Source organism: Caldanaerobius fijiensis DSM 17918, assembly GCF_900129075.1.
Classification (GTDB): domain Bacteria; phylum Bacillota; class Thermoanaerobacteria; order Thermoanaerobacterales; family Caldanaerobiaceae; genus Caldanaerobius; species Caldanaerobius fijiensis.
This window is the reverse complement of sequence record NZ_FQVH01000031.1, coordinates 12,835-30,168: the sequence shown is the minus strand read 5'-3', so window position 1 is coordinate 30,168 and position 17,334 is coordinate 12,835. Positions and strand designations below refer to the sequence as shown.

Sequence of the window (17,334 nt, the reverse complement as noted above, 5' to 3'; positions counted from 1 at the left end):
GCAAAAGAGTATGCTGATTTTTACTGCAAGAAGTACAATGAGGTTACCAAACACCAGCATAAGAGAGCCCTCGTCTTAACGGCACGTAAGCTTGTAAGACTGGTCTTTGCCTTGCTGAGCAAAGGCCAAATCTACCAACCGGGAGGTAATGGATAGATTTAGTAAATACATTTAACTGAATATCAGCTAAGTTTCCTTCCATTATTATCCAATATATGGTGGGTTTATTAAGTGTTGCCTTTTTTAGAGTTTTTGAGGCCTTTATTTTTCAAGGTTCCAAAAAATACTACTTGACATTACACCGCTTGTCTTAATCATGCACACTTCCAATGTATTTTTAATCTCAGATACAAATTCTTTTATATCACCTAATTCTGTGGTTATTATATCGTACAGCTCCTCCTCACTTATCATATGGTACATATGTACCATCCTGTTTCTATACCCTGCCATTTGTATAAGCTCATCGCGCAAATCATCTTTAACTTTTAGTATTTTTCCAAAACTTCCTTGGTATATTTATTCAGGACATATTCAAAATCTGCGGCTCTGCGCAATATCATCATCTCATATTCATCTTTAAACTCTTCTGATATGCTGTATACACAGATACCCTTTAATGCCTCCCATTGAAATATCGAATTATTCTCCTGCAAAAAGATCAGATCTAGTGGATACGGCTTAAAGATATCCTCCATTTCGTTGTATATTTTCGCATACAATTTATACCTGTTTTTAATTTCATCTATATTTTTTAAAAAAACCACGCCCACATCTATATCCGCTAAAGGATCGTCAATGGTCACCACATGACCTTTTAAAATTCTCAAAGCATTTTCCTTTTGAGACCCAAACAGGTAAGCCAATGCTATATCATTTTCTTTGCATATCTTTATAAACTCATCCTGCGCTTTCGTTTTTTTTCTATCCATATCACTCACCACTATTATAACATAAAATCCGTTTTTTATCGCATACCACAATTACCTCTATTTGAAAAGCTTTTTAATTAATTTAAAAATATCAAATGTGGTTCTGTTATAAACCTTATTGTAAACATACTTTTTCGGATTCCTCAGCCATCCATACCCTCTGGGCATCTTAAGGCCGGCTCTATGCACTATCTGCCTCTTTAAACTTGTCCTGGCCGATATCCTCTTTTTCAGGCTTGGCCTTCTCATGCCGAATTTCATCAATACCACCCCCTCATCTCGATCTGATTGATTAATAACTTCTTATTCTCCTTATAATAGTCAATGGTTTTTTCTCAAATTCTTCAGAAGAAATTACATCAACTAATTTATCACCCTTATAGACAGTTATTCTTCCATTATCAATGAAAATGCGCAGCCCATCGATTTCGAAACCCCTTATAGAAGTACTGTCTTTTATATTTTTATCTGGCACATCAACATGAAATTCCGCATTCGTAGAGCATATCCTTTTAAGTTCCAAATATAACCTATACTCGTCTTTGGATTTAATACAAAGTTCGGGTAAATATGTTGCATTTTCAAGTAAAAACATATTTGTATACATACATTTTGTTACTCCAAACTCCTTGCAAGATATCTTGTTCTTTAACTCTTGCCATTCTTCAATCTCGAATCTTACATACAATTCCTCAGAATTTTTAGGAATTTCTTTTATTTCCTTTCGCTTAACAATTTTCCAATTCTTCACTTTACCATAATAGCGTATACCTGCTTCTTCTTTAAATTTCTTCTTTGATTGAAATATTGCCACATATTTAAACTGTATTCCGCTGGCTTTTATGTTTTCATAAGGTATATGATAAAACTTGTGCTTAAGGTTAACTTCCAGTTGTTCAACGGAGCTTAATCCACCTATCAAAACTTCGCGACTGTCAAAATTCACATAATCCAGGTACTCATAAATTCCACTCTGTATCACCGTCCCCTCAAAGGCCGATTGAGGTGTACCTTCTATTATATCCTGTAATAACTGTTCTACAAGCCGGGTCGACCCGGGTAAAAATGGAAGGCCTCCCACATTTACTTTATCAATACTTTTATAAAAGTGATGGTTTATATACCTCTTTTCATCATTGTATGGAAACAACACAAAAGCTCCAAAAACCATCCTCTCAAAATGTCTGTTGTTTTTGTTCTCATAAACTATAGCATCTCTATATCTATGCATAACATTTATATCCTCTTCCTCAGGCCCCGGTATAAGGTATTTTTTATGATAATCACTACCCTCTAACGCCGGATTTATTCTATATTTAGCATCAAAAATATAATGGTATATAATATTGGATCCCTTTTTCTCTAACGATAACACATTATCAGGCCTTTGAGAAACTGTAGGAGTATCACCACTTTTATAAAATTTATTGTAAACAAGAGCATATTTTTCGCCATTTCGTGGGTTCTGGTATTCTACCGTAGACCTAACTCCTTTTTTCAATGAGATTACCAGGCCGTTGTTGGCAAACTTTATTACATCTTGTCTTACCAGATTGTACCTTTTTCTTAAAAGAGAATTCAACTTTATAAAACACCAATTTTCATAGAGGACAGCCAAGTCCTTAATGGAAATCTTGAAGATATCTTCTTTCATCATAAGACCTTTCAAAAGCATGATATAGTACTTATAAACGTCTTTATAACCTATAGCCATTTGAAAAACCAATGACAGCGAATTAATAGTATGTATATCACCCACATCTTTTAAAAAACTTGATTCAATTCGCTTTTTTAACTTATTTATCATTTCATCAATCCTTAATATTACGGCTATATCTTTACCTTGCTCTTCATCCATCATTGTTCCTGTCAAATATACTTTTTTTATTTCATTTAATTTATTTATAACAGTACATATTATGTATTTTATAAACCGATTTTCAAAAGTATCATACGTTACCACACTTTTTATTGCTAACGCCTTTTTAGGAATATATAGACCGTTCACTTTGTTCGCATAATGCGCATGTTTATTAAGCCATTTGATTGTATCTCCATTAATACATCTTATCTTTTGTTGTGGCATGATATTTTTCTCTTTTACTAAGGCGTGATGAGGTATTCTTAATACCATACCTATAGCACTATCCAACTTATTAAATACTTGATTTATTATGGCAAAGAACTCTGTCATGCTGTTGCCTTTTGTTTCCTTTAAACCAGCATGAGAATATGTCTTTTTATAAAAATCAAAAACGAGATTATAAAGCTCATCATTTATATCCTTCAAAAGCGCATAATAGTCCTTTTGGTAATCGATCTTAGACGGAAACACTTCCAGAGTAACCGTAATATAATCACGACCATTAACTTTTACAACTATTTGTGTAAATCCTATATCATTACCAAAATTAATAACACCAGATAAAACTCTTTTCGAATGTCCAACGTATTTCACCTTATTTCTGATATTCACATTCTCATGCCAGAATAATATATCACTTTCGCCTTTTTTCTCTATAACAACCTCATAGTTTTGCTGCTCAAAAAATAGAGGATACCATTTGCACAGTCCAGTATAGGGAACCAATTTTTGCTCCACAGGCGAATATATCTCAGCAATGTACTCCTTACAACGGATTAATATATTAGCTGTAACACCTGTGTTTATATTAAGCGCTTTTACATTAGGATGATAAGGTTTACCTTTTATAGAAAAATCCAGTTCCGGCGTCGATATATATAGTAAATCTACATCAAATCCAGTAGGAAGTAAAGCCATCTTCATCATATCTCCTTGTCATATATGCTATTTTCCCCGCCGATTTTCTAAATCTTATATCAGCGTTTTCTATCTCATCTATCATAGTCTTACTTATATCTATATCTTCGTAATTAAACCTCTCTTCCATATTGCCACTACATATTTTAAATAGCTCAATAAGGATCTTTTTTAAGGTCATACTGCTGCCCTGTATGCGCGGTAATACTTTTTGCAATATCATAAAATCCATGGCTTCCTCAAAGCTCATTATCCCATAAATCTTGTTGTATATGATATAAAAACATATTTCATCTCTTACCCTATAGCCAAAATGCAAATTACCATATTTAAGCACCTGGTTTATATCTGAAAGTAGATCTATGACACCTTCGACATATTCGGCATAATCGGCACAATCATTTAACTGTAAGAATTCGCTTTTTAAGAACTTATTGTTAAGCTCTCTTACCTCTGTATCATCCGGTTGATCAAAATCATAATTCAGAATCACATCAGAAAATTCTATAACATTAGCTCTATCCAATACTTTTTTACTGAATGGAAAAGTAGTTTCATCCATGTTGACGGTACCTATAAAATACACATTATCCGGTATATACAATCCTTTATACTCTTGATACAACTCTTGATCTCCTGATGATAATAATTCATCATTTAACAATGGATCAGTAATGATTCTATCACCTTTGAATACTCTTGATTCAATGATAGACAACACGTCGCTGAAATAATATTCCACTCTTGCAAGATTCATCTCGTCCAGTACAAAAAAATAAGGATGTACTGGATCGCTTATAGCCTTTTTTATAAACGTGGTGAGGATTCCAGGATGGAACTTATTGTTCAAATCCTTATAACCTAAAAGATCTGTCGAATCAGACCAATCAGGTTTTACCGGTACTAGCTTAAATCTACCGTTATAGGAAGTACAGCCTATAGATTCAGCAAAAAGCCGGGCAAATCGGCTCTTTCCTGTTCCCGATATGCCTGCCAGTATTACAAAGGGTTTCGATTTAAGCGATAGGTAAAAATCCTCAACAACCCTATCTTCATATTGAAATCCTCGGCTTTTAATATAATCTTTAATCCTCTGCAATTCGCCAGATACGTTATAGTATGGTAGATCGATGGATGTCCGATTCTCCATATATGTACTATCCCCTATCTGTTTTTGTTGGGGTTGCTCATTTAATTTCTGAATACACGCTTCATATATCTGTATTAAATCTTTCAGATCTGCTTTGAGGACTTCATCATCAGGCAATTTTCCTCTTTCGTATAATCTATAAAATATTGTGCCTTTTTCATAAAACTCATTACCTATTACCAAGTTATCATCTTTGTTCCATCCTGAAACATTTACTTCAGCCCTCAGTTTAATGGCTAGATTTTGCATGTATTCAATTGCTCCTTTTCTACCACGCTCATTTATAAGTCTAGTGCAACCTTGATTTAATGTAAGATAAAGCCTATCCATGGTATTAGAAAACAAATAAACAATATATATACCCTGCATCGTGGTAGTAGTAACGTCCTTCTTCATAATTGCTATCCAAGGAACCTCTGCCCAATTACCTTTGCCACACGATCCACTAACAATATATTTATCAGTATCTATAAAATCGTAATTTTTAATCTCCTGGGGAATCTCTCTCCTAAAAACATCTCCCATTCTATTCCCTTTAAAAGGCTCAGATGTCCTAGCTTTTACATAATTTCGCATAACAATTTCAAAGAGTTCCTTTAATGACATCTCCTATCTCTCCTACCATTTCTCGCATCATGTGACATTATATAATTCTACATAAACCTGCAAAAATCCTCCATTAATATACATTATAACATCTACCACAGCAATGTAATGGCTCTATAAAAAATTAAAGCCGTCTATTGACGGCTTATTAATATTCCTTCAGTCTCTCATCAACTTTAGCGATTAATGTAAAGTCGTTATCGTCGTACAAAAGGTATAGGTCATTTTCTATTGCAGTTTGAGTTAGTTTTCCCTCATCTTTTTATAATCATAATCATCAGCAAACTTGATCTTACCATTTAAATCCAGTAGATTTTTTCTTTTATGGTTTTCTACAAATTCTTTTAAAGCCAAGTTGACTATCTCTTTTTTAGTCTTAAGACCTGTAAGTTTTAAAGCTTCTGCCATAAGTTGATCATCTATAAAAATGTTTGTCCTCACAGGGTGCACCTCCGCTTCTTTAATTCGCATAAGGTCTCCATTTAACATAAAAACCATTAATATTGCCAAACATCAGTATCCATTCTTCTATATCCCACATATTTGTATCTGGATTATATTTAATCTTATAGTAACTCTCAGGATTAGAAGGATAAAAACTATAGCTGAAATAAGCATACAACCCTCCTACTATTTCTTTCCCCGGATACCTTTTTTGAGCGTCATTGTATATCTTCTGGATATAATTTTCAACATACTTTTCATTGGCCCTATATTCCTCTAAACTTACATTCGGCTTAGATAATAAACTCTCCAGATATTTGAGGTAATTATCATCGCCTATTATAGAAATCAAAATATAAACCGTCCCATTGTCTTCAGTCACATAATAGTCATTAAAAGGCACAAATTGGCCATTTAGGCTGTATCCTGGATAGTTTTTCTCCAGATATGCTGCGTACTCCTCATACGTCATCTGCGTCAAATTGTTTACTTCTGCCAGTGTTTTAATTGAGGTGCCACCAAGCATAGGCTTTATCTCATTAATAGGGATAGCAAAAGCTAGGTTTCCTGTATCATAACCACTGTATATAACGCCGATTACCAATCCCTGCATGTCAAACAGAGGGCTGCCTGAGCTCCCATGAGCCACAGGTGCGGTAGTCTGAAAATCTTTGAAACCCTTCCTCGTCGTCTCTCTTATGGCGCTTATATTTCCCTTTGATACAGTATTATCCAGACCTTCCGGACTTCCAATGACCACAACGTCATCGCCCACTTCCACCTTATCCGAATCGCCCAGTGCAAGTGCCGGTAAATCCCTGGCATTTTTCAGCTTTAACACCGCTATATCCTGAGTTTCACCATAACTGATTATACCTTCTACTTCATATTGCCTCCCATCACCTAATACTGCCTTTGCAGAGTAAGCATCTTTAATAACGTGGTAATTAGTCACTATTTTTCCGTCCTGAGACACAATAAACCCACTGCCCTGTGCTAGCGGTTTTTCATCGACACTAAATGTCATTATTGTTACAACTCCTCCATTACTCTTTTTGGCAATATCCTTAACACTTAATTGACTAATGCTAGCTTTTACCGTCAATGTCAAAATGACCTTCCTGTCATAGCCTGCAACATCACCATAATACAAACTGCTACCAGGTTTACTTGTATCAACTTTAGAGGGATTCCAGGACACACTCACCGATTGTACAGTACCATCGCTCATAGTAGCTTCCAGTGTTAACGGTAAACTATAACTTTCCCCCTGGTTTACCGTTATATTTATATCCGGAATATACTTAATTGTCTTCTGGACATTATAAGCAGCTTTTAAAATGCCCTTTTTAATTAACAGTCTATACATCAAAACAATAGCCTGCTCCCTTGTGGTATAAGCTTTTGGGCTTATTTTATCATAAGACGTGCCTTTCATTATTCCTTCTTTGTAAACATACGCAACGGCTGCCCTGGCCCAATCAGATATCTCATTTTTATCGGAAAAATTCAAGCTTTCCGACGCGCTGTAATCGTCCTGAGGGTAAACCAGCTTTAAAAACCTGACCAGCATTACAGCCATCTGCTCTCTTGTAATTGGATCATAAGAGCCAAATACATCCTCTTTATAACCCTTGATAACGCCTATTTGATAAGCCTTTTGAATGTAATCTCTATATAATGCATCGCATCCATCTTTAAACTTATAAGTATAATTTACCGGTAACTGTATCGGTCCTTCCATCCTCTCATAGGCTTTTACCAGAAGCATAGCAAATTCCTGTCTGGTCACATTTCTCTGATAGTCACTTAAAAATGCTGGCTCTGCCAGATTATTTTTTTGAAAAGCATCCACAGCTTCGACGGCCCAGTCATTTGGGTTACTTCCGGCAAAAGAACGTAGCGGAAACATCGTCACAGATAAAGTAATAATTAAAAACATTGATATTATTTTGCAATATCTACCCATAATAACACACCCCCATATACAATAATAACATAGGAGGTAGCCATAATATGTCATTATACTAAAATCAGCAGTAATGTAAAGGAAAAATTGCAGGTTTTGATGGAAGGCAAAGCACTTAAAGACATCACTGTAAACGCAGATACTAATTTCCGTGAAATACTAGACACCAACACTATAAGCGAGGATGTATTGTGGAGATATAAAACAAATTACTTAAAAATTAAAGCCGTCAATCGACGGCTTTTTCGTTTACTTTTACCTACCTTATAATTGTCTGCTCTCTCCCAGGTCCCACTGACAATATGCTCGCTCTAGCACCACAGAGCTCTTCTATTCTCTCCACATACCTTTTTGCATTCTCCGGCAACTCATCATATGTCCTGGCCTGTGTTATCCTATCATCCCATCCCGGAAGCTCTTCATAGACAGGCTCACACTCAGCCAGATATTCTAAACTGGCAGGGAAATTCTTTACAATTTCATCGCCTTTTCGGTATGCCGTGCAGATTTTAACCGTATCAAGGCCCGCCAGCGTATCCAGCTTGGTGATGGCCAAATCCGTTATCCCACTCACTCTAACAGAAAAACTCACTATAACGGCATCAAACCAACCGCATCTTCTGGGTCTGCCTGTAGTCGTACCATACTCATGGCCTTTCTCCCTTATGCTATTGCCTATCTCATCAAAAAGTTCCGTGGGAAATGGCCCTTTGCCCACCCTTGTAGTATAAGCTTTGGCTACACCTACTACCTTATCGATCATGGTAGGACCTATGCCTGCACCAACGCACACACCACCTGCAATGGGGTGTGATGATGTCACATACGGATATGTCCCCAGGTCCAGATCCAGCAATGTCCCCTGAGCTCCCTCAAATAACACTTTTTTGCCGGCTTTTAATGCCTCATAAACAATAACAGTGGTATCTGCTACATATCGAGAAAGCTTTTTTCCATATTCTAAATATCTCTCTGTCATCTCTTCCACGTCAAAAGGTTCTCTTTCATATATCTTGGTTAAAATCTCGTTTTTTTTCTGCAAATTGGCTTTAAGTTTATTCCTGAATACATCCTCATTCATGAGATCGCATACTCTTATGCCTATCCTCTCGGATTTATCCATATAAGCGGGGCCAATGCCCTTCCTGGTAGTACCTATATCATTGTCTCCCTTTTTGTCCTCTTCCAGTCCGTCAAAGAGCTTGTGATAAGGGAAAACCAGGTGTGCCCTGTCGCTTATTCTCAGGTTACTTACATCAATGCCTTGAGAAATGAGCATATCTATCTCTTGCAAAAGTTCCTCAGGATCCAGCACCACCCCATGGCCTATGAGGCACTGCTTATCAGGATACAATATGCCCGAAGGCACCAGGTGAAGCTTATACTGCTTACCTTTAGCCTCCACGGTATGCCCTGCATTGGATCCCCCTTGATATCTCATGACGATATCCGCCTGCTCTGCCAGATAATCGGTTATCTTGCCCTTACCTTCATCTCCCCACTGGGTACCTACTATTACTACTGACGACATCTTTAATCTCTCCTCATCAATCTATTTAATATCTCTCTTGCCACCACCACACCTGAGACAGATGCCTGAGCTAATCCTCTTGTTATACCGGCTCCATCTCCTGCAGCAAAGAGATTCTTTATCTTGGTCTCGAATTTATCAGTAAGCTCTACCCTCGATGAATAAAATTTTACCTCCACTCCATACAGCAGGGTATGCTTTGAATATACACCCGGAGCAATCTTATCCATCGCCTGAAGCATCTCTATGATGGAGGTCAGATGCCTGTAAGGCAACACCAGGCTCAAATCTCCCGGAGTAGCATCAGCCAAAGTGGGCTCAACCAGTCCCCGCTTTATCCTCTCGTAGGTAGACCTTCGCCCATCCAATAAGTCCCCCAGCCTCTGCACTATAACCCCTTCTCCAAGCATATTCGCCAGTGTAGCTATATATTTGCCGTAAGCTATCGGCTCTTTAAAAGGCTCTGTAAACTCTTTGCTAACCAGAAGGGCAAAGTTGGTATTCTGTGTCTTAATGTCCTTATAACTGTGGCCATTCACGGTCTTTATACCGTTATTGTTTTCCTCTACCACCTGTCCATAGGGATTCATACAAAATGTTCTGACCCTATCATCAAAAGACTTGGAAAAGTATATCAGCTTGGATTCATAAACCACATCGGTTATATCCTCCATAACCACAGCAGGCACTTCAACCCTTACCCCAATGTCTACAGCGTTATTTTTTGTCTTGAGCTTTAACTTTGCTGTCTGCTCGTTAAACCACTCAGCGCCTTCACGGCCAGGCACTACCACCACATAATCGGCATAATATTCTTCTCCGCTCTCTGTTCTGACACCATATACCGTATCTCCATTTACCAGTATATCTTTAACAGGCGTTTCTGTCTTTATAGTAACCTTCTCGCTCAAATGATATTGCATTTTTTTGAGTATATCATAACATTTATCCGTACCCAGATGCTTTACCCTCGCCGGAATCAATTTCAGATCAGCAGCAGCCGCTTTTCTCTCTATCTCCCTTACCTTTTCTTCATCTGTTCCGTGTACTTCTGTCGTAGCTCCAAAATCCACATAAATTTTATCTACATAACTTATAAGTTCATCCAGCTTTTGCTTCGAGATATATTCGTCAAGTATACCTCCAAAAGCTGACGTAAGAGTAAGTTTACCGTCGCTGAAAGCCCCTGCTCCACCCCATCCGCATGTTATGGAACAAGGCTTACAGTCAATGCATTTGATCCCTTTATTATTTACAGGGCAGCTTCGTTTTTCAATAGCCCTGCCCTTTTCCAGCATTAAAATGTTGAGGTCCCTGTTTTTCGTGAGCTCTAATGCTGTAAAAATACCCGCTGGACCAGCCCCCACTATGATTACATCGTATTTCAAAATAATCACTCCCTTTTACTGAACCTGCAATGGGGCACATCAGTTCAGTTATTCTGCGTGGGGGAGTCAAAATCCCTTGTATATGATAGCAGAAGTCTACAAGGATTTCAAGTGAAAATTGTTCGTATTTCCAGGTATATTATGCATAATTTTTCTTAAAACCTACAACATATCGCGAACTTTAGCGCGTTAAAAAAATAAATTTTGTTGATGTGTTTTTAAATATACTGGTTTGCAAAATTATTTGTGGTATAATATAGAGTGGTGTAGTAGATTGGTTGTATAATGATACACGTTACAGAATGTAACATGTGCAAACCCCAGAGAGGAGATGTGTATGAAAGAAGCTATCATATCCAAGATTAAAGAGTTAACCGAGGATATCTCCGATAATACAGATGAAAAGAGTGCGTGGGAAGATTTTTTAGTTGATATGGCAGAACATATAGACAGCAGCGACAAATCAGCGCTCAAACAATCATTTTCAAACATCTTACAATTTATTGACGAAAAAAGATTCATCGACGGTTTAAAAAGAATCAGTGAAAATATCGACAATTTTCCATTATCAGAAATGCTACAAATAACAATAGAAGTGATGGCAGACACAATTGCGCAAAAAAATGATACCATTGTCGAACTAAAAAATATCCTTTCAGAACTGGAAACTCCTGTTATAAGGTTATGGAAGAAAGTACTTTTAGTCCCTATCATAGGTACACTGGATAGCAATAGAGCTCAAAACATGGCTGAAAAGATTTTAAATAGCACTTCCAACATAGGTGCAACCGCTGTGATCATAGATGTAACAGGCGTATCAATGATAGACACCATTGTAGGTGGTTTCTTAATTGAAACATTTAATGCTCTAAAGTTATTAGGGTGTGATGTCATCTTAACCGGCATAAAACCCGAAGTGGCTCAGACCCTTGTCAAATTAAATATAGACTTCAACATGGTAACAGTAAAGCGAAATGTAGAATACGCCCTTTCATATCTTATAGGTATTAATAAAGATGAATCGTTAAAAAAGGCTTCTGCTAAAGTAGGGGAAAATTATGGCAAATAAAATTGTGCCTACGATTAAGATACGCAACTATCTGTTTGTACCAATTCAAATTGAGCTAGACGATACAACAATGGATAAACTTCAATCGCAGATATTAAGCGAAATATATGAAGATGATAGCATATCAGCCATAATCCTGGATGTAAGTATGGTAGACATAATCGATAGCTACATATCTTTTTCACTATCAGAGATAGCCAGCATGGCTCGACTGATGGGATGTCATACTGCAATCTGCGGCTTGCAGCCGCAAGTAGCTCTTACTCTTTCACAGATGGGCATAACGCTTAAAAACGTGATATTGACCAGGAGTTTAGAGGATGCCATTGATACCCTCAGGGAATTACAGTAGCTTATGGAGTGAATAACTATGTTAAAGATAAATCCTTTAGATTATGATCTCATAATAAAAATAAAAGATGAAAATGATATAGTTATATCAAGGCAGATGGCCAAAAATTTTGCGCAAAAGCTGGATTTTTCATTGGTGGATGTAACAAAAATCGCGACGGCAGTATCTGAACTCGCCAGAAATATATACAGGTATGCAAAAGAAGGATATATTTATATAAAAAAAGAGACTAAGGCTAATAATCCATGTATAAAGATAGTGGCAACAGATGAAGGGCCTGGTATTCAGAATGTAGACCAGGCAATTGCCGGGGGCTTTACCACTTCCGAAAAAAGTTTGGGCCTCGGGTTATCCGGCGTCAGAAGGTTAATGGATGATTTTTACATACACTCAGAAGTAGGCAAGGGCACGACGGTGATTATCGAAAAAAGAAGGCGTTATTTATGAACAAATACTCAGACCTGCTCAAGGTGAATATATCTACAGATGCTGACATATATATACTGAGCTATAAATTAAATAAATTTTTAGAAAAAAATAATTTAATTAATCCTGCTATATCCCTTGTGGCAAGAGAACTGGCAACCAATATCTTAAAATACGGTACCAGAGGTTTTATAGAAGTAACCTATGATGGTGAACTATTAGTTATAACAGCAGACGATATGGGCAAAAACAATGTAGAGTTGTCTGGTAAAGGCCTGGGCATAGGGTTGGATGTCGTCAAAAACAATTGCGATAAACTGGAGATTACAAAAAAGCGCGAGGGAGGCAGTACAGTAAAAGCGACGTTTTTAATAAAGTTTTTAATAAACAAAGACAATCGGAACAAATTCTCAGTGAGTATAGGTGTAGCCTCTAAGCCCCACTACCTGGAATCCAAAAGTGGTGACATATGCGTTTATAAAAAAGTAGACGACAGATATTTCATCTTTGTCGCCGATATACTAGGACATGGTGAAAGAGCCTATGAGACTGCTGTATATATCAAGGCTCATATAGAAAGATTAAGAGAAACCGCAGCAATCCAGGAAATACTTGCAGAATTGATCTCCCTACCCGGTATTTCACGTGGCTTCGCAGGTTTTATAGGTTATATATCCCATGACCGTATCGAATACATTAACATAGGAAATATCAGGATATGGATTATAACGCCCTCTTCTATCAGCAAACTTATAGAAACTCCCGGAATAATCGGCAAAACTCCGCTCCCATTAAAAACATATACAGAACATATAACGTCTAATTATTTCAGCATCATAGCGTGCACTGACGGTATAAAGCGTCAATTTACCCCAACCAGACAGATGTATTGGATATGGGATCTTAATCCACACAATATCGCAAACAAGATTATCAATGACTTTGGCATCAAAGAAGACGATTCCACAGTGCTGGTAGCGAAAGGAGGTAGTGCATATTAATTGACTAACTTAGAATTGTTTCAGATAAAGTATAAAGAATATCTATCAAATTATGTATTAAAAGGTGGAGATGATGAAATCCTTTTTGAAGCCTATCAAGCCCTTATTAATTTGCTTGATGATTCATCTGCACAGGCTGCAAATATATTAGACATCCATAATCGGGTGCTAAAAGACGTTTTGAACATAAGAAGCGATATCGATATGGTACAGTGGATATACATTGAAAGAGCAACAGAATTTCTCACGCAGATACTTATTGCCACAGATGCATTGCTGTTATCATTAAAGGAAAATATAGAAAAAGACCCACTTACAGGTCTTTACAACAGACTGGCCCTTGATAGAATCCTGTCTAAAGCGTGGTCATATGCGGCATCGCACAACACCCCTTTGACAGTAGCTATGTTGGATCTTGATAACTTTAAACACATCAATGACAATTACGGCCACCTGGTAGGAGACGAACTTCTAGCAGAGGTATGCCTAAAAATAAAGAGGAGTTTGAGAGATGGAGATGAGATCATAAGGTATGGCGGCGAAGAATTTCTTGTGCTGCTGCCGGAAACAAGTGTAGAAAAAGCATTGATACCCCTTGAAAGAATAAGAAATCAAATAGAGAGCGATACATTTACTGCGGAGCAAATCAAAACAACCATAAGCATTGGACTTGCCACATTTCCTGGAGATCGCCCTCTGAATTATGAAGAGCTTATAAAGTTTGCAGATACTGCGCTATATGAAGCTAAATCGCGAGGGAAAAATCAAATAGTCTCCTATAGGGAACTCACGCGCAAACAATAGATACTATTTCTATTTCAATCGGATGGGGATTATAACCATGTCCTGTTGAGACCCGTCTTTAGGACTTCGAGAGTATACCCTTAGCAATCCATCGACAGGCTTATCCAGAGGTTGATATGACACCATGGCCTGAAATTCTCCCCATGATGGGGCTCCAGCCGTCGCCTGGGCCGTTGTCTGATCTAATAATTTTCCATCAGATGTAATCAGCTCTATATTGACAGTGCCTTCAAAAACCCTCGCCGTACCCTCTACTTTAAACGGACTCTCTACCACTTGATTTTCTTTAGGTTGTACAATTTTTATATTTGGCTCTTTTATAATCTGTGTCGGGTCTGATACAATAATAGCGCGAGCCTTTTTATCCTTTGTCAGGATGATACCCAGTTCAGAGCCCACTTTCATGTCCTCAAATCTCATATCCTGTTCTTCATATTTATAGCCATTATCGCTAATACCAATCTTCTTCTGGAAATGTATCACAGCATCCTTCAAAACCGGTATATCAGAATCTACCTTATTATTCATATCCGGCGAATCCTGATACTCTCTCTGGATCTTAATCGTCCTGTTCTGTATATCGATGCTCAAAAGTCTGCCATATATAAATGTTTCTCCTTTTGAAGGATCTGCATCAGCAATTTTAGTAAATTTTGCGCTTACGCTATCGATAACCCATACACCACTATTCCCTTTTTTAACAGGTTGTCTCAGGCTTATAATATATCCTTTTCCGAGAGAGCTCACGTCCACCTGTGCAAATCCGTTTCCCTCTTTTACTACATTAAAATCATCATTAGGTCCAAACCCTACGATGCCACCTTCTGTCCTCATGACAGATAAAGGATCTGTTCTCCATAACTGTTTGCCTTCATCTACCTGGTTCTGTATATCTTTCAACCAATCAGGGCTGTATTTTACAGTTCCCAGCAATACCTCTCTTTTCATCGGAGTCATGCCGAGGTTTTTTTGCTTTTGCCCTTCCACCAGTATTTGAATTCCATTTACATTAGGCAATTCAGTCAATGTCGTAACCAGCGCCCTTACCTGATCCCTGGTAGCTTTGGAATATTCTGATGAAAAATTAACATATAAAACATCCTGTTTCAACTCATAAGATATAAGCTGTGTTCCTGCTGGAACTCCTGCAAGTTCATAAGAACTTTTAGGACCCTTTAAAAATTCATCCAGTATCTGTTTTATGCTATCACTTTTCTCGGTTATATTTCTCAACTCTAAAAGCAGACCACCGGCAGTAGATGGAAAATACAACTTAATCTCTTTCGTCTCATCGTTCGCCGCCACAGGTTTAGGATCTATTCTGACCGTTTTACTGGAATTTGCAGAACGCTGAAATGTCGTGGTACAACCTGACAGCAATAGCAATGCAGATAACAGAATCAGCAATAACTTTTTCACGGCTACACCTCCTATCCACTTAATATTAACATAATATCTATAAATTTATGCTTAATTATAATTACAATAATGTTACAAAACAAAAAAATCAAAATACCACAGTAAATTTTGTCCCCTTGCCTGTATCACTTTCGACGTTTATAGTGGCATCATGCAAATCCGCAATTTCTTTCACAATAGCCAGGCCCAATCCAAATCCTCCACTCTTCCTGCTTCTGGCCTTATCGCCCCTTGTAAACCTCTCAAATATATGGGGTAAAACCTCCCTGTCAATTCCTTCTCCGTTGTCTTGCACCGTTATAGAGGGTGAACCTTCGACATAACCAGCAGCTACATAAATCTCACTTTTTTCAGGAGAATATTTTATACTATTTTCAACCAAATTATACACCATCCTGTAGATGAGGTCCTCATTGGCCAACACTATCACAGGCTGTTCATCGCTGCGAATAGATATCCCCTTGACATCTGCCAGCGGTTTTATATCAGAAATTACATTGCCAATAACCTTATTCAAATCCACCCTTTGTTTTTCTATTCTAATGGCTTTTTCCAGCCGGGTTAGCTCTAAAAGCTGATCTATAAGCCTGGCCATACGATCCAGTTCATTGTTTATATCACCAAGGAATTCTTTGTACACCTCTTTATTCACATCACCGTATATCAATGGTTCAATCATCGCTTTAATAGCAGCTATAGGTGTCTTGAGCTCGTGGGATGCATCGGATACAAATTTTTTTCTGGCTTCGTCGATGTTTTTGAGTTTAATACTCATATCATTGAAAGCTCTGGCCAGCTGGCCCACTTCATCATTTCGAGAAATATCTACTATATATCCCAGATGCCCTGCCGACATCTGATTTGCGGCCTGAGTGAGTTCCTTAATAGGCCGTGTAATAAAATTAGCCACCATCAGGCTTATCAGCGTTATAAATATACCCGTAGCCGTAAACAGATATATAAGCTTATATTTGATATTACGAGCCATAGCTACAATATCCTCTATACTGGTAGAAAGAAAAATAGCCCCATCATTTTTGCCAGCCACGACAATAGGCACTGCTGTATACATAACGTGTCCCAAACCATTTAAATAATATGTGTTTGCAAGGCTCACACCTTTTAACGCGCTGTCCACTTCCGGCGTTGAAAGCTTTTGCCCTTCAAGACTTTTTACTGGCGAAGAATCGATAGCCACAACACCGTCTTTATTTAAAAAAAGCACCCTGGAATCTACCTGTTTAGCAAACGCCTCTATAGTAGGCCTGAGCATATAAGAATTGCGGCCTATATACCCGGCAACAATATTTGATACTATATTGGCCTGGGTAAGATTGGATATCCTTTCAGAAGATAAATAATCATTGGTAATGCTATGATACAGGTAAAGATCCATCGCCGAAAGTGAAACAAACAGTATAGACACATATATGAGGAAAATCCTCCACCTTATACTCATGA

The 17,334-nt window shown here is 37.6% G+C and carries 16 protein-coding genes and 1 pseudogene; 6 read left to right on the top strand and 11 right to left on the bottom strand.

Annotation, left to right across the window (positions count from 1 at the left end):
• Window positions 1-156 (top strand): annotated as a pseudogene (locus BUB87_RS14185) (IS110 family transposase); the annotation flags it as partial.
• A gap of 105 nt (window positions 157-261) precedes the next feature.
• Here BUB87_RS14185 and BUB87_RS10985 read toward each other — a convergent pair.
• From BUB87_RS10985 to BUB87_RS10940, 9 genes are all read right to left on the bottom strand, one after another.
• Entirely contained in the window at window positions 262-474 is a 213-nt protein-coding gene (locus tag BUB87_RS10985; protein WP_073345322.1) for a HepT-like ribonuclease domain-containing protein, read from the bottom strand.
• Window positions 475-488: 14 nt separating this feature from the next.
• Entirely contained in the window at window positions 489-932 is a 444-nt protein-coding gene (locus tag BUB87_RS10980) for a nucleotidyltransferase domain-containing protein (RefSeq protein ID WP_073345335.1), read from the bottom strand.
• Between the two features lie 57 nt (window positions 933-989).
• Window positions 990-1,193 (bottom strand): hypothetical protein, encoded by a 204-nt coding sequence (locus BUB87_RS10975; RefSeq protein ID WP_073345319.1) that lies wholly within the window; start codon window positions 1,191-1,193, stop codon window positions 990-992.
• 31 nt (window positions 1,194-1,224) lie between these two features.
• Window positions 1,225-3,720, bottom strand: coding sequence for a restriction endonuclease-like protein (locus tag BUB87_RS10970; protein WP_234946028.1), 2,496 nt, complete (start codon window positions 3,718-3,720; stop codon window positions 1,225-1,227).
• Window positions 3,689-5,470 (bottom strand): MrcB family domain-containing protein, encoded by a 1,782-nt coding sequence (locus tag BUB87_RS10965; protein ID WP_073345316.1) that lies wholly within the window; start codon window positions 5,468-5,470, stop codon window positions 3,689-3,691. Before BUB87_RS10965 ends, BUB87_RS10970 begins: the two co-directional genes overlap by 32 nt.
• A gap of 243 nt (window positions 5,471-5,713) precedes the next feature.
• Window positions 5,714-5,911 carry a type II toxin-antitoxin system VapB family antitoxin gene (locus BUB87_RS10955; protein ID WP_073345329.1) on the bottom strand — a complete coding sequence of 66 codons (198 nt, stop codon included), beginning with the start codon at window positions 5,909-5,911 and terminating at the stop codon, window positions 5,714-5,716.
• A 19-nt stretch (window positions 5,912-5,930) separates the two neighbouring features.
• Complete coding sequence (locus BUB87_RS10950; protein ID WP_073345314.1) at window positions 5,931-7,883, bottom strand: trypsin-like peptidase domain-containing protein; 1,953 nt, start codon at window positions 7,881-7,883, stop codon at window positions 5,931-5,933.
• A gap of 259 nt (window positions 7,884-8,142) precedes the next feature.
• Window positions 8,143-9,414, bottom strand: a complete 1,272-nt coding sequence (locus BUB87_RS10945; protein WP_073345311.1) for an adenylosuccinate synthase — start codon at window positions 9,412-9,414, stop codon at window positions 8,143-8,145.
• 2 nt (window positions 9,415-9,416) lie between these two features.
• A complete protein-coding gene (locus BUB87_RS10940) occupies window positions 9,417-10,805 on the bottom strand; it encodes an NAD(P)/FAD-dependent oxidoreductase (RefSeq protein ID WP_073345327.1) in 1,389 nt (462 codons plus the stop codon).
• A gap of 334 nt (window positions 10,806-11,139) precedes the next feature.
• On the opposite strand from BUB87_RS10940, the gene BUB87_RS10935 reads away from it, so the two are divergent.
• Genes BUB87_RS10935 through BUB87_RS10915 form a run of 5 tightly spaced genes read left to right on the top strand, consistent with a single transcriptional unit; the run spans window position 11,140 to window position 14,454 of the window.
• Window positions 11,140-11,871, top strand: coding sequence for an STAS domain-containing protein (locus tag BUB87_RS10935; RefSeq protein ID WP_073345309.1), 732 nt, complete (start codon window positions 11,140-11,142; stop codon window positions 11,869-11,871).
• Window positions 11,861-12,223, top strand: a complete 363-nt coding sequence (locus BUB87_RS10930; RefSeq protein ID WP_073345306.1) for an STAS domain-containing protein — start codon at window positions 11,861-11,863, stop codon at window positions 12,221-12,223. The genes BUB87_RS10935 and BUB87_RS10930 overlap by 11 nt, the downstream gene beginning before the upstream one ends.
• A gap of 18 nt (window positions 12,224-12,241) precedes the next feature.
• Window positions 12,242-12,670 carry an anti-sigma regulatory factor gene (locus BUB87_RS10925; RefSeq protein ID WP_073345304.1) on the top strand — a complete coding sequence of 143 codons (429 nt, stop codon included), beginning with the start codon at window positions 12,242-12,244 and terminating at the stop codon, window positions 12,668-12,670.
• A complete protein-coding gene (locus BUB87_RS10920; RefSeq protein WP_073345301.1) occupies window positions 12,667-13,650 on the top strand; it encodes a PP2C family protein-serine/threonine phosphatase in 984 nt (327 codons plus the stop codon). The genes BUB87_RS10925 and BUB87_RS10920 overlap by 4 nt, the downstream gene beginning before the upstream one ends.
• Complete coding sequence (locus tag BUB87_RS10915; RefSeq protein ID WP_073345299.1) at window positions 13,651-14,454, top strand: GGDEF domain-containing protein; 804 nt, start codon at window positions 13,651-13,653, stop codon at window positions 14,452-14,454.
• 9 nt (window positions 14,455-14,463) lie between these two features.
• On the opposite strand, the gene BUB87_RS10910 is transcribed toward BUB87_RS10915, so the two are convergent.
• Window positions 14,464-15,873: a Gmad2 immunoglobulin-like domain-containing protein gene (locus BUB87_RS10910; RefSeq protein ID WP_073345296.1), complete on the bottom strand. Its 1,410-nt coding sequence runs from the start codon at window positions 15,871-15,873 to the stop codon at window positions 14,464-14,466.
• An 88-nt stretch (window positions 15,874-15,961) separates the two neighbouring features.
• Window positions 15,962-17,332, bottom strand: coding sequence for a sensor histidine kinase (locus BUB87_RS10905; RefSeq protein WP_073345294.1), 1,371 nt, complete (start codon window positions 17,330-17,332; stop codon window positions 15,962-15,964).
• Window positions 17,333-17,334 lie beyond the last annotated feature (2 nt).

Coding starts and splice junctions, on each gene's coding strand:
- BUB87_RS10970 (WP_234946028.1), bottom strand. CDS start 3,720: ATGAAGATGGCTTTACTTCCTACTGGATTTGATGTAGATTTACTATAT.
- BUB87_RS10980 (WP_073345335.1), bottom strand. CDS start 932: ATGGATAGAAAAAAAACGAAAGCGCAGGATGAGTTTATAAAGATATGC.
- BUB87_RS10925 (WP_073345304.1), top strand. CDS start 12,242: ATGTTAAAGATAAATCCTTTAGATTATGATCTCATAATAAAAATAAAA.
- BUB87_RS10905 (WP_073345294.1), bottom strand. CDS start 17,332: ATGAGTATAAGGTGGAGGATTTTCCTCATATATGTGTCTATACTGTTT.
- BUB87_RS10945 (WP_073345311.1), bottom strand. CDS start 9,414: ATGTCGTCAGTAGTAATAGTAGGTACCCAGTGGGGAGATGAAGGTAAG.
- BUB87_RS10950 (WP_073345314.1), bottom strand. CDS start 7,883: ATGGGTAGATATTGCAAAATAATATCAATGTTTTTAATTATTACTTTA.
- BUB87_RS10965 (WP_073345316.1), bottom strand. CDS start 5,470: ATGTCATTAAAGGAACTCTTTGAAATTGTTATGCGAAATTATGTAAAA.
- BUB87_RS10930 (WP_073345306.1), top strand. CDS start 11,861: ATGGCAAATAAAATTGTGCCTACGATTAAGATACGCAACTATCTGTTT.
- BUB87_RS10975 (WP_073345319.1), bottom strand. CDS start 1,193: ATGAAATTCGGCATGAGAAGGCCAAGCCTGAAAAAGAGGATATCGGCC.
- BUB87_RS10920 (WP_073345301.1), top strand. CDS start 12,667: ATGAACAAATACTCAGACCTGCTCAAGGTGAATATATCTACAGATGCT.
- BUB87_RS10935 (WP_073345309.1), top strand. CDS start 11,140: ATGAAAGAAGCTATCATATCCAAGATTAAAGAGTTAACCGAGGATATC.